Source organism: Alteromonas sp. 5NW40-0090, assembly GCF_057552975.1.
This window is the reverse complement of the sequence record NZ_BAAJLT010000002.1, coordinates 33,170-46,029: the sequence shown is the minus strand read 5'-3', so window position 1 is coordinate 46,029 and position 12,860 is coordinate 33,170. Positions and strand designations below refer to the sequence as shown.

The following is a 12,860-nucleotide window of genomic DNA, read 5'->3' as shown; positions in this document are numbered from 1 at the left end:
AAATTGGTGTAATGGGACGGTATGAAAAGCGCCGAGTTTTTCTAGTTTTCGCATAATTTAAGCGACTATGATTATCATAATACGCGAATAATTAAGAAAAACTAAGCGCTGCGAGTCATGTGTTGAGTTAAGCGCGTGTTTTACGCACTAATTTTCTCTTGCTTGCGCAACATGCCGTGTTTTTTAAGGTAAACCAGCAGCAATGAAATGGCCGCCGGGGTAATGCCCGAAATACGCGATGCTTTACCGATAGTTTCCGGTCTGGCTTCGGTTAACTTGGCTACAACCTCGTTCGACAAGCCGGAAATCTTGCTGAAGTCCATATCAACCGGCAACAGGGTATTTTCGTGTCGCTGCGTTTTCGCGATTTCATCCATTTGACGGGCAATGTAGCCGGCGTACTTAATTTGAATTTCCACTTGCTCTGCAGCAATCGGATCTTCAAGACCTGGGCCGACACTTTCAATTTCCATTAACTGACCGTAAGTCATTTCAGGTCTGCGGATCAGCTCTTCAAGAGAATGTTCACGACTCACCGGATTTTTCAGCATGGTATTAAGTTCTGGCGTTGCCGCGTGATCAGGATGGATCCACTGACCGCGTAAACGCTGTAGCTCACTTTCTACCGCTTCCATCTTGTCGTTAAATTTCGCCCAGCGCGCATCATCAACAAGACCAATTTCTCGGCCCATCGCGGTTAAGCGGCTATCTGCATTGTCTTCACGAAGCAGTAGTCTGTATTCTGCACGGCTAGTGAACATGCGGTACGGTTCTTTCGTACCCATGGTAGCTAAGTCGTCGATAAGTACGCCCATGTATGCTTGATCGCGGCGTAAAATCATCGGATCTTTTTCTTGAACTTGTAGCGCTGCGTTCGCACCTGCTACTAACCCTTGCGCACCCGCTTCTTCATAGCCAGTGGTACCGTTAATCTGGCCAGCAAAGAACAAACCTCGAATAAACTTGGTTTCAAGTGTTTGTTTCAGATCGCGTGGATCAAAGAAATCATATTCAATCGCATAACCCGGGCGAACAATGTGCGCATTTTCAAAACCTTTGATCGAGCGGACAAGGTTCATCTGTACGTCAAATGGTAAACTGGTTGAAATACCATTTGGATAAACTTCAATGCTGTTTAAACCCTCTGGCTCAACAAAAATTTGGTGCGATGTCTTGTCTGCAAAACGAGTGATCTTATCTTCGATACTTGGGCAATAGCGCGGTCCAATACCTTCGATAACCCCAGTAAACATAGGTGAGCGATCTAACCCACCGCGAATGATGTCGTGGGTTTTTTCGTTAGTGTGGGTGATGTAACACGGGATCTGTGTCGGGTGCATACTTCTATCACCCATGAACGAGAATACCGGCGTAGGATTGTCACCAGGCTGAGGCTGCATTACAGAAAAATCTAAGGAGCGCGCATCAAGTCTTGCTGGTGTCCCAGTTTTTAAACGGTCAACACGAAACGGAAGGGCACGTAGTCTATCTGCAAGTGCGATAGACGGTGGATCGCCGGCACGACCGCCGCGATAGTTTTCAAGACCAATGTGTATGGTTCCGCCAAGGAAAGTACCCACTGTCAGTACCACTGACTTGGCTTTAAACTTCAAGCCCATTTGCGTAACAACACCGCATACCTGATCGTTTTCAACAATCAGATCGTCAACGCTCTGTTGGAACAAGGTTAGGTTTTCTTGATTTTCAACAATGTCGCGAATAGCGTTTTTGTAAAGCGTACGGTCCGCTTGCGCACGCGTTGCACGAACAGCTGGGCCTTTAGAAGAATTCAATGTTCTGAACTGAATACCACCTTTGTCGATAGCCAGTGCCATTGCACCGCCTAACGCATCGATCTCTTTTACAAGATGACCTTTACCGATCCCACCAATTGCAGGGTTACACGACATCTGGCCTATCGTCTCAATATTGTGAGTGAGCAACAGCGTATTTGCACCCATGCGAGCAGCTGCAAGTGCCGCTTCTGTACCTGCATGTCCACCACCTACAACGATGACATCAAATGCTTCAGCATAAAACATGGTTAAACCTCACTATTAACTTACGATAAGCCGATTAAAAACTAATTTTTTTCACGCAGAGACTGCTGAAAAAAGGGCGCGTATTTTATCTGACTTATTGGATAAAGAAAATGATTAAATTTTCCTCAAAACCTGTTTTTGTAAAGGTGTGATCGAATTATAAGATCTTAAGATCTCTTTTAGATCTGTTTATTTTTACTTTTATTAGGATCGTCAAGATCTGTGGGTAACCGATCAAAGCACATAAAGATCATCAAGTTACGCGATCAATAACATTGGGAAATCCCGATCCATAACCCTACCTCAAACTTGTGTATAAATGGCCTTTTTATCCACACCCCGAATCGTTTGGAAAGTTATTCTTTTTTCGATCAAAGCTTATGCACAGTGGTTTGTAGGATCCTATCCACAGGGGTGATCAAGATGTGATCCAACTGGGGATAAAATGTTTGCTATTTATGTATCGCGATCAAAAGATCGTGTAGATACGTGTGTTATAGCGTGATCACATTGTGGAGGAGATCTTTTCTAAAAGCTGTGATTAGATCGCCCGATCGCATTTATCAACACCTTCAAAAAAAGTGCACGTTTTTATAAACGACGAGATTATTTTTTCAAAACAGCCCATTTTTCAGGAGAAAAACATAGGAGATGACCAAAATACAGTCACTTTTACAAGGGGGAAGTCGGTCTGTAAGAATGGTTATTTGTTTAACTGAAAGAGATCGTTGAGTGTATCTATGAATTGAAACGTATCGTTTTAGTAAAAAAGCGTGATCAATAGGCTAAGTGATTCGCTATTATTTAGTACAACAGGAACATGCAATAAGGTTTAATGAAGGAAAAGACCTAGCAGAGTAAGGGCAAGGTTTTTAGAGAGAGGAAACCAGGTGCTATTAGCGCACCTGGTTGGGTTGATAGCGCGGCTGTGAAACAGAGCCTTGCATGTCTTCTTGTTCAATGGTTAAGCCTTCACGGCGGCTTGGGCCTTGGAACCTAACCTTATAGGTGTCGTACTCTTTAATCGACTCAAAACAATAGGGGCCAAGGGCATTTTCAAGTTCGGCTAAATTGTGATTGGTGATCAAAATACAGTTTTTCTTGTTTACCAAGCGTTGTCTTAGCAGGTTACCAAACCAACTCTGCGCATTTTTCTTTAACACGCTTTCGTTTACACACACCTCATCAAGAATAAGCAGATCAACGTCTAGCAATTCCTGATTGATCTCCCTGAAGCGCTGTCCTGCATTGTCTGAAGCACCAAAATCAAATGAGAAATTGCGCATTTCAAGCAGTGTAGACAGTTGACGATAAAGCACTGAAATTTCGTACTGCTCTATAAGTTGATGGGCTATGGCGCCGGCGATATGTGATTTACCGCGTCCGTAATCGCCGTAAAATAGCATCATATGGGAGCCGCTTTGACGCCACGCAGGGTCATCATGGGCAGCAATAAAAGACTGAGCTATCGATACGGCTTCAATCACATCGTCACTGTCTTCAACTAAGTTGGCGAAGGTCCATTTAGGATTCAGATCAGAACGGCCATGAATAGCCTCTACACGTGCTTTTTTACTACGCTGCTGTAGTTGTGATACTTCTTCGTTCGCTTTCGCCTCGTACTGCTTGCGCAGCGTTTTATAGTCGATGTATTCACGATTGGGATCGACATCTTTGTTGAGCGCTCTCGCTAAATTAGCAATTTTGTCGGTTATACGATCCATAACGAATTAACTCTTCTTAGTTGCGGCATACTTTTCCACCAGCTTTCTAGCATTATCATCTGCTTCTATGCCGGCTGCAACTTTCACTTGTTGCGTTCCCACCACCTTTGTTGGGGCGTAGCCTGAAGCGAGCCGCTTTCGCTTGATATTGTTGGCAAACTTTTGTGTCCATTGAAATTCGCTAAACACTGAACTTGGTCTTCCCAACCAATAGGCAATGAATTCACCCACCTCGTTGTCATCAAATGTTTTATCGATAATACCAAGTAGCGAGGCCATTTCTTCAAACAACGCCTCATTGGGCGCCCAATTAGGGGTCATGGCGCTATGACGGGCATGTAGTTGGTCGAAGTCTGACTGCGGCTCGCTTAGAAGCGGAAGAAGTAAGGTTTTCCCGTTGATTGTATGCTCAAGATCAAGTTCAAGGGGGAGGGCAACCAAACCCACTTGTTCAAGCTGCTTCACCAAGCTATTGATTTGACGACCGCGTTGGTAAGGCTCATCTTTGCTGTCGCCGTTTAGCAAATTCAATAATTGCTTATAATCAATAGGTGCTGACGATGTCGTTGCCGAATTTGCACCTGTTCGAAGCCCAAGTAAATACAGTACCCGGCAATCGTTAGAAAGGGGAGATTGCAACGCCGCTAGTTCAGCTTGGGTAAGGTTGCTGTTCATCGCATTGGTTCCACGTAAAAACGCTTGTTAAGCATTGGCCAGCTTTTCGTCAAACCATTCTACGGCGGCATCTTCAGGGATAGGGTGTTCTAGTACATCAATGTATAGCGCGTCGGTAATTAACGTGCCACCTGCATTTTTAATGTGTTTTTCCATTTCTTTTGCGCCGAAACAAAAGGTGTCGTAACTGGTGTCACCTAGCCCAATAACGTATGCGTTTACCGCGCTTAAATCCGCGCCCTCTAGCTGTTTTGCGAACGGCTGGATGTTGTCAGGTAATTCGCCTGCACCATGGGTAGACGTACACACGATCCACGTTGATTCTGTTTTAATCTCATCTAAATTTGGTTCAGCATGAATAGTGTGGGTGTGCCCGCTCGCTTCAAGTTTTTCCGCAATGGCATCTGCCACGTATTCTGCGGCGCCTAACATGGTGCCAACGATGATTTCAAAATGCTTGCTCATTATTGGGTTGCTTCTCTATTTACGATTGTCGTCTTAACGTAAGTGCGGCTTATTCCGTAGGTTATTCACCTTCTTACTTTTATGGTCACGCTATTTGCCGATACAGAACGATGAAAAAATCTTACCAAGTAGATCGTCTGACGTAAATTCACCGGTTATCTCACATAGTGCCTGATGCGCCAAGCGCAATTCTTCAGCGAGTAATTCACCGGCCATGGCGTCATTCAGTTGTTGTTCGCCGGTGCTTACATAACTGTAGGCTTGATCGAGTGCATCTATGTGTCGTCTGCGCGCAATAAATTGGCCTTCCGTTGTAGTATCGAAGCCCATGGTTTTGGCTAGATGTGCTTTTAGCGTGTCGACACCGCTACCTTCTTTGGCTGATAGATTAATAACTGAGATATCACCTTGCTCGGTGGCAACCGTGCTTTGTCCAATATCTAAGGTACTAAGGTCGGCCTTGTTGCGAACTACGGTAACGGGGATGCCTTGTGGCAATCGGGCCATAAATTCTGGCCATATTTCATAAGGGTCGATAACAGCGGTTGCGGTAGAGTCCACAACAAATAACACATGGTCAGCTTCATTGATAGCTTGCCACGCGCGCTCAATACCAATTTGTTCCACTTTATCTGGGCTTTCTCGAAGTCCTGCTGTGTCGATAATGTGCACCGGCATACCATCAATGTGAATATGCTCTTTAAGCACGTCTCGCGTGGTACCGGCTATATCGGTAACAATGGCGCTATCTCGTCCTGCCAGGGCGTTTAATAAGCTCGATTTACCGGCGTTAGGTCGCCCTGCAATCACCACCTGCATACCTTCGCGCAACAAGGTGCCTTGTTTAGCCTGTTCACGCACTTTGGTTAAGCTTTCCATAATTGCGCTTAAGTCACCTGATACTTTCCCGTCAGATAAAAAATCAATTTCTTCTTCAGGAAAATCGATGGCCGCCTCTACGTACATACGCAGATGCACGATTTGGTCAGATAGCGTTTGAATTTGTGTAGAAAACTCACCCTGTAGCGAGCGCAGCGCACTTTTTGCTGCCTGTTTAGAGCTTGCATCAATCAAGTCGGCAATGGCCTCTGCTTGCGCAAGGTCTAATTTATCATTTAAAAAGGCTTGTTCACTGAATTCACCTGGATTGGCAAGCCGAGCATGGCCCGTTGCAAGCACGGCATCAATCAGCATGTCCATGACAACTTGACCGCCGTGTCCCTGCAGTTCAAGTACATCTTCACCGGTAAATGAGTTAGGCCCTTTAAAAAACAGTGCTATGCCCTGGTCTATTACGCTGTTGTTAGCATCAACAAACGGCGTATAGGTCGCAAGACGTGGTGTTAGTGCGCTTGGTACTAACGCCTCTGCGATGGCTTTAGCCTTAGGACCTGAAACACGTACAATACCTACGCCGCCACGACCGGGCGCTGTCGCTTGTGCGGTAATGGTGTCGGTAGAAAGGGTGAGTGATTCCATAATTAGTCGCGGAAGTTCTTAAATTGGAAAGGTTGGCCTAAGTTCGACTCTTTAACCAGCGAAATCACTTGCTGCAAATCATCACGCTTTTTACCTGTTACGCGAAGTTCTTCGCCTTGAATTGCCGTTTGCACTTTGATTTTGGCGTCTTTCACCAGCTTCACAATCTTCTTCGCCATCGGCTGTTCAATACCTTCTTTAAAGGTAATGGTCTGACGGTAAGTTCTTCCATGGGCATCGTAGGGTTTAACATCCATAGATGAAGTGTCGACGTTACGTTTAGACATCGCCGTTCTAAACATGCTTTCCATTTGCTGAAGTTGGAATTCAGCTTCGGCCTTCATGACCACGGTTTTATCTTTGTACTCAAAGCTCGCGTCAATACCGCGAAAGTCGAAACGCGTTGATAGCTCACGGCTTGCGTTTTCAGTGGCGTTGCGTACTTCTTCCATGTTGATTTCAGAAACAATATCAAATGATGGCACAGGTTATTCCTCTTAAGACAAAACAGCCCGCATAGGCGGGCTGTATAATTCATTGATCAGCGTGTTATTTACTGCTGATGCCCCGCTTCTCCATTGAAGCATAAATCATTTTGGCTTGAACCAAGGTAATCACGTTACTGACTAGCCAGTATAGTACCAGACCTGCAGGGAACCACAGGAAGAATACACTCATTGCTACCGGCATCCATTGCATGATTTTCTGCTGCATTGGATCAGTAATGGTGGTTGGCTGAAGTTTTTGCAATAGGTACATACTTGCGCCAGTTAGAATTGGCAGCACAAAGTATGGGTCTTTTGTAGAAAGGTCAGTGATCCAAAGAACAAAGTCTGCATGACGTAGTTCAACACTTTCCATCAGTACCCAGTAAAGCGCAAGGAAGATAGGCATTTGCAGAAGAAGAGGTAAGCAACCGCCCATTGGGTTTACTTTCTCTTTGCGGTAAAGCTCCATCATAGCTTGAGACATTTTTTGTCTGTCGTCGCCAAAACGGTCTTTTAGCTGCTGCATCTTAGGTGCTAAGTTGCGCATACGTGCCATTGACTCGTATTGCTTCTTAGTTAGCCAGTACATCGCGCCTTTCACTACAATAGTGATAAGGATAATTGCCACACCCCAGTTATTAACTAGGCTATGAAGGAAGGTAAGAAGGGCGAACAGCGGCTGTGAAATCCAGAAAAGAATACCGTAATCAACGGTTAGGTCTAGGCCGCGCGCAATTTTCGCTAGGCTTTCTTGATCTTTAGGACCCATATAAAGGGTAGACGCAAGGGTTTTGGTTTCACCAGGCGCTACGCTCTCAGACGGTGACAATACACCAATTACCGCATACTGATTTTTCAGATTACGAGAATAAAGCGTGTTAGTTTGCTCTTGTGAAGGTACCCATGCTGACACAAAGTAATGTTCAAGCATGCCAACCCATCCCGCTTTAGTGGTTTCGCGTAGGTTGTCATCTTCAATCTCGTCAAACGAGTACTTCTGGTAGCGGTCATCTTCTGTTGAATATGCAGCACCACGGTACGTTGGCATAAACATGTTGCTGTCGTCTTCAAACTCCATCACTTGTTTAAGCTGTGCATACGGCTGAACCGTTGCTGCACTACCGGTACCATTTTCAACGCTATAGCTTACGTTTACGTCGTACTGACCTTTAGTGAAAGTGAAGGTTTTGGTGATAGCCAGGCCCTGATTGTTTTTCCAAGTAAGAGGAATAACAAGGGTGTCTCCCGTCATTTCATAGAATTCACTTTGCGCGTTGTAAACAGGGCGGCCACTGCTGCTGGCATCAGGCCCTTGAGCACCGATTAGGCCACTTTGCGCTACATATAGACCGTTGCCAGAGCGAAGTAGGCTGTAAGGAATATCCGAACCTTGCTCTACCGGAAACTTAAGTAAGTCTGCTGATACTACATCACCGCCTAGCAAATCGATGCGTAAATCTAGCGTATCGGTTTTAACTTCAATAATGCGGTTTGAGCTTTGCGCCGCTGCGACAGGTTGTGCAGCAGGAACGCTATCACTACTTGGTACATCTTCGCTGCCATTTTCATTAAATGACGGTACGCCTTGTGATGTCTCTTGCGTTTGTTGTTGCTCAACAGGCACAACTGGCTGTGGCCCATAATCTTTTTGCCATGATTGCCAAAGCAAAAAGCTAACTAGCGCAAGGCCAATTATCAGAAAACTACGTTGCGATTCCATAGAGGTCTCTTTATTTTGAGTGTTTATCTTGTTGTTTTTCCGGCACTGGATCATATCCGCCGGCATGCAAAGGGTGGCATTTTAATATGCGTTTAATAGATAACCAACCGCCTTTTACTAATCCATGCGTTTTTAATGCGTCTATAGCATACCAAGAACAAGAAGGATGGAAACGACATCGTTGCCCTAACATAGGAGAAATGAACCATTGATAAAATTTTATCAAGGCCAAAGGCACTACAATTAAGAGTTGCCGCAACGCTTGTTTAATTTTTTCCATAGCTTGTCCAATGTAGCGAAAACTTCTTGGTTGCTAAGGTTGTCAGCGCCAGACTTGCCAATAACGATAATATCGACATTGGGTAAGTTGTGCTGTTTATGCCTAAAACTTTCTCTGACTAATCGCTTCAAACGATTTCTATCGTGAGCTTTACGGATACGTTTTTTCGCGAGCGTAATGCCTAAACGAGGAGATGAGAGTGTATTTTTTCTGGCTAGAACAGTAAAAGAGGGAGATACAGCTGGGGTTGCGTTATCAAACACATAGGTAAAGTGGGTGGGAGTTAACAGACGTAACTCCCTAGAAAAATTATTCTCGCCCACTTTGGCGTCTTTCAATTAAGCTGAAAGACGAGCGCGGCCTTTTGCACGGCGAGCTGCTAGTACTTTACGACCATTTTTAGTCGCCATACGAGCACGAAAACCGTGAGAACGCTTGCGCTTTAGATTGCTCGGTTGAAATGTTCTTTTCATGACCAAAGTCTCACTTATATTTAGTTAAACATAGGCGTTTTTGGTAACACATTATGCTGTTGCCAGAACAATGTGGTGTTTTCACCAGAAAAGCCCATCGAAAAAGGACGCTGAATTCTAGAGATCTCGGGGCGTGCTGTCAATGCATATTCTCGCTTTTCGGATGAATAAGTGAACAATTTTTGCTTTTTTTAACCGATAGCTTAATCGATAACGCTGTTTTCGTACAAATCGTCTGTGAATAACGTGTAAAATTTGGTTAGGTTATCCACAGTGTGTTGTGAAAAACCCAGAGATGGATATAAAAAGCAAGGTGATCTAACGGATTTTTAGCACAAATTTAGAATGAATTTTTCTCGTTATAGTTTGATTTGATCTAAAAGAAAAATTTATATTAATCAGTAGTTTGTTGTTTTGATCGAAAAGATCGATCGGGATCGCCATTTACATTGTGTTGATAACGTAAGATAATCCACAGCGATTAAAACGATAACTTAATTTCTCGCTGCTACCCAACACTTCCAACGCTATTTTCTTCTAATGGCGCTTTTTAGTGCCTGCTTTCTCTATGCTTGGCTTTTCAGGAGTTGGTTTTTCTAGCGAGTTACGGGAGCTAACTACGTACCATGTCCTTGTGGAACCAATGCCTTGAAAGATTGCGTCAAGAATTACCAACGCAACAGTTTAGTATGTGGATACGACCGCTTGTTTGTGAAGAACAACAAGGCGTGGTTGCACTCTATGCCCCCAATCGTTTTGTACTTGATTGGGTAAGAGACAAGTACCTGAATAATATTACCGCACTACTAAAAGAGTTTGCCGGTAGTGACGCACCACAATTGCGTTTAGAAGTGATGAATCGTCATAGTGTAAGCCGTAGTCAGCCTGTAAGTACCAGTGGATCTTCGCCTGCTCCAAATACGCCTAATAATAATCAACCAAGTAAGCCTAGTGCGCCTGCGGGCGGTCAAGGGTATCAGAACTATAATACTGGTAATCAGTCTGTTCAAAGCGGCAGTAATGGGCAGCACACATCGTCTTATTCACCAATGTCGAATAGCGGTATGCCATCAACGGCGAGCCAAGCGGGTGATCAAGGACAAAACAACGCGTTTTCAAAATCACCTTCATATACACAGGCTATGGATCTAAATGATCGCGGTACGCAAAACCACGACCGTAATGGATATAATGCATACGCAGATCAAGCGCCAAGATCGTCTACACCGCCGAAAGTGATCCCGATCCCTGAGGCGATGAAGCATAAAAGTAATATTAACCCGACTTATCAATTCGACAACTTTGTCGAAGGTAAATCTAACCAGCTTGCACGTGCGGCTGCGACTCAAGTTGCAAATAACCCAGGCGGTTCTTACAACCCATTATTTATTTATGGCGGAACGGGCTTAGGTAAAACTCACTTATTACATGCTGTGGGTAATGGCATCGTAGCAAATAATGGCGATGCTAAAATTGTATATATGCATTCTGAGCGTTTCGTACAGGATATGGTTAAGGCACTACAAAATAACGCTATAGAGGACTTTAAGCGCTTCTATCGCAGCGTTGATGCGTTACTTATCGATGATATTCAATTCTTTGCTAATAAAGAGCGTTCACAAGAAGAGTTCTTCCACACGTTCAATGCACTTCTTGAAGGTAACCAACAAATCATCCTTACTTCTGATAGATATCCTAAAGAGATTGATGGGGTAGAGGATCGATTGAAATCGCGCTTCGGTTGGGGCTTAACCATTGCTATAGAGCCACCAGAGCTTGAAACTCGAGTGGCTATTTTGATGCGCAAAGCGGCAGAGAACCGGATCCACTTACCTAATGAAGTGGCGTTCTTTATAGCTAAGCGGTTGCGTTCAAACGTACGTGAGCTCGAGGGTGCACTTAACCGTGTTATTGCTAACGCAAACTTTACCGGTCGCCCTATCACAATTGATTTCGTTCGCGAAGCCCTTCGAGACCTTCTCGCACTTCAAGAAAAATTGGTAACCGTTGATAATATTCAGAAAACCGTCGCAGATTATTATAAGATAAAAGTAGCTGATATTTTGTCTAAACGACGTAGTCGTAGTGTGGCGCGTCCTCGCCAGGTCGCGATGGCGCTGGCTAAAGAACTTACCAACCACAGTTTACCTGAACTAGGAAACGCGTTTGGTGGACGAGACCATACTACAGTTTTACACGCTTGTAGAAAAATAGAGCAGCTAAGAGAAGAAAGTCATGATATAAAAGAGGACTATAAGAACCTCATTAGGACTTTGTCTTCCTAACACTACGACCTTAGAGGCGAGATAGCACTGCGATGAAATTTACTATAAGCCGCGAACAATTTTTACAACCCCTACAGTTGGTATCTGGTGCTGTAGAGCGTAGACACACACTGCCAATTCTTTCCAATGTTCTCATCAAAGTAAGTGAGGACGCACTTTGGCTTACTGGTACAGATTTAGAGGTAGAACTAATTTCTAGCGTGAAATTAGAAGGTGAATTCACGGAAGGTGAAATTACTGTTCCTGCTAAAAAGCTGTTTGATATTATTCGCGGTATTTCTGAAGGAACAGATATTCATTTCTCGTTAGACGGCAGCAAAGCACTTATTCGTGCCGGTCGAGGTCGTTATACGCTTTCTACTCTATCTGCCAACGACTACCCAAATCTAGAAGACTGGGAAGGTGAAGTTGAGTTTGAATTATCGTGCAGTGATCTAAAACGTCTTATCGATGCAACGAGCTTCTCAATGGCTCAACAAGACGTACGTTATTATTTAAATGGTATGTCCCTTGAAACGGAAGAGAATATTATTCGTACCGTTGCAACAGACGGTCACCGCCTTGCACTTTGCCGCCTAAACTATGAGACCGCGTTGCCATCTCGTCAGGTAATTATTCCACGTAAAGGCGTGTTAGAAATTTCTCGTCTTATTAGCGAAGATGACAAATCTCTTAAGGTGCAAATAGGCGCCAACCATCTTCGAATTTTCTCAAACGATTTCATTTTCACTTCGAAATTAGTTGATGGTAGATTTCCTGATTATCGCCGTGTTTTACCTCAAAATGGCGACAAGGAAATTATTGCGAGTAAAGCTGTATTAAAAGAAGCATTTTCACGTGCGGCCATTCTATCTAACGAAAAGTTTAGAGGCGTACGATTAAACTTGTCTTCTGGTGAGCTTAAGATAACGGCGAATAACCCAGAGCAAGAAGAAGCGGAAGAAATCGTTGATGTTCAATATCAAGGTGACGATTTAGAAATTGGCTTTAACGTTGCCTATCTAATTGACGTATTGAATGCGCTTGGATCTGATGGTGTTAAAGTGAGCCTATCCGACTCAAACGCAAGTGCGCTTATTGAAGATGATGCAGATGACGCCGCGTTATATGTAATTATGCCAATGCGACTGTAGTTACTACTACATTTAGTATTTGCAGCGTTTCGCATACCCACGTTATTTTGTTATTTAAATTATCAATTCAAGAAGCGATGAGTGTTAATACTCCTC

12 protein-coding genes are annotated in these 12,860 nt (G+C 44.0%); 2 read left to right on the top strand and 10 right to left on the bottom strand.

The features are described 5' to 3' along the window. Positions 1–140: 140 nt before the first annotated feature. The 10 genes from mnmG to rpmH all read right to left on the bottom strand — a co-directional run bounded on the left by mnmG (position 141) and on the right by rpmH (position 9,346). Positions 141–2,042 (bottom strand): tRNA uridine-5-carboxymethylaminomethyl(34) synthesis enzyme MnmG, encoded by a 1,902-nt coding sequence (gene mnmG / locus AC27KT_RS02270; protein ID WP_487127045.1) that lies wholly within the window; start codon positions 2,040–2,042, stop codon positions 141–143. Between the two features lie 896 nt (positions 2,043–2,938). Further along, complete coding sequence (locus tag AC27KT_RS02265) at positions 2,939–3,766, bottom strand: ATP-binding protein (protein ID WP_014951458.1); 828 nt, start codon at positions 3,764–3,766, stop codon at positions 2,939–2,941. Between the two features lie 6 nt (positions 3,767–3,772). Beyond that, entirely contained in the window at positions 3,773–4,441 is a 669-nt protein-coding gene (locus AC27KT_RS02260; protein ID WP_487127042.1) for a DnaT-like ssDNA-binding domain-containing protein, read from the bottom strand. 27 nt (positions 4,442–4,468) lie between these two features. Further along, complete coding sequence (gene mioC, locus AC27KT_RS02255) at positions 4,469–4,906, bottom strand: FMN-binding protein MioC (protein ID WP_487127040.1); 438 nt, start codon at positions 4,904–4,906, stop codon at positions 4,469–4,471. A gap of 90 nt (positions 4,907–4,996) precedes the next feature. After that, entirely contained in the window at positions 4,997–6,385 is a 1,389-nt protein-coding gene (gene mnmE / locus AC27KT_RS02250; protein WP_487127038.1) for a tRNA uridine-5-carboxymethylaminomethyl(34) synthesis GTPase MnmE, read from the bottom strand. A gap of 2 nt (positions 6,386–6,387) precedes the next feature. Further along, a complete protein-coding gene (locus tag AC27KT_RS02245; RefSeq protein WP_014977844.1) occupies positions 6,388–6,870 on the bottom strand; it encodes a YajQ family cyclic di-GMP-binding protein in 483 nt (160 codons plus the stop codon). A gap of 64 nt (positions 6,871–6,934) precedes the next feature. Further along, positions 6,935–8,593 carry a membrane protein insertase YidC gene (gene yidC / locus AC27KT_RS02240; RefSeq protein ID WP_487127035.1) on the bottom strand — a complete coding sequence of 553 codons (1,659 nt, stop codon included), beginning with the start codon at positions 8,591–8,593 and terminating at the stop codon, positions 6,935–6,937. Positions 8,594–8,603: 10 nt separating this feature from the next. After that, positions 8,604–8,852 carry a membrane protein insertion efficiency factor YidD gene (gene yidD, locus AC27KT_RS02235; RefSeq protein WP_081765860.1) on the bottom strand — a complete coding sequence of 83 codons (249 nt, stop codon included), beginning with the start codon at positions 8,850–8,852 and terminating at the stop codon, positions 8,604–8,606. Continuing rightward, a complete protein-coding gene (rnpA, locus tag AC27KT_RS02230) occupies positions 8,837–9,196 on the bottom strand; it encodes a ribonuclease P protein component (protein ID WP_487127033.1) in 360 nt (119 codons plus the stop codon). Before rnpA ends, yidD begins: the two co-directional genes overlap by 16 nt. 15 nt (positions 9,197–9,211) lie before the next feature. Continuing rightward, positions 9,212–9,346, bottom strand: coding sequence for a 50S ribosomal protein L34 (rpmH, locus tag AC27KT_RS02225; protein WP_014290886.1), 135 nt, complete (start codon positions 9,344–9,346; stop codon positions 9,212–9,214). A 626-nt stretch (positions 9,347–9,972) separates the two neighbouring features. On the opposite strand from rpmH, the gene dnaA reads away from it, so the two are divergent. Further along, a complete protein-coding gene (gene dnaA / locus AC27KT_RS02220) occupies positions 9,973–11,631 on the top strand; it encodes a chromosomal replication initiator protein DnaA (RefSeq protein WP_487127031.1) in 1,659 nt (552 codons plus the stop codon). A gap of 32 nt (positions 11,632–11,663) precedes the next feature. Beyond that, a complete protein-coding gene (gene dnaN / locus AC27KT_RS02215) occupies positions 11,664–12,764 on the top strand; it encodes a DNA polymerase III subunit beta (RefSeq protein ID WP_012516526.1) in 1,101 nt (366 codons plus the stop codon). Positions 12,765–12,860: the final 96 nt, after the last annotated feature.

What these genes read in the sequence shown, in the direction of transcription:
- mnmG (WP_487127045.1), bottom strand. Translation starts at nt 2,042, where the DNA reads ATGTTTTATGCTGAAGCATTTGATGTCATCGTTGTAGGTGGTGGACAT.
- AC27KT_RS02265 (WP_014951458.1), bottom strand. Translation starts at nt 3,766, where the DNA reads ATGGATCGTATAACCGACAAAATTGCTAATTTAGCGAGAGCGCTCAAC.
- AC27KT_RS02260 (WP_487127042.1), bottom strand. Translation starts at nt 4,441, where the DNA reads ATGAACAGCAACCTTACCCAAGCTGAACTAGCGGCGTTGCAATCTCCC.
- mioC (WP_487127040.1), bottom strand. Translation starts at nt 4,906, where the DNA reads ATGAGCAAGCATTTTGAAATCATCGTTGGCACCATGTTAGGCGCCGCA.
- mnmE (WP_487127038.1), bottom strand. Translation starts at nt 6,385, where the DNA reads ATGGAATCACTCACCCTTTCTACCGACACCATTACCGCACAAGCGACA.
- yidC (WP_487127035.1), bottom strand. Translation starts at nt 8,593, where the DNA reads ATGGAATCGCAACGTAGTTTTCTGATAATTGGCCTTGCGCTAGTTAGC.
- rpmH (WP_014290886.1), bottom strand. Translation starts at nt 9,346, where the DNA reads ATGAAAAGAACATTTCAACCGAGCAATCTAAAGCGCAAGCGTTCTCAC.
- dnaA (WP_487127031.1), top strand. Translation starts at nt 9,973, where the DNA reads ATGTCCTTGTGGAACCAATGCCTTGAAAGATTGCGTCAAGAATTACCA.
- dnaN (WP_012516526.1), top strand. Translation starts at nt 11,664, where the DNA reads ATGAAATTTACTATAAGCCGCGAACAATTTTTACAACCCCTACAGTTG.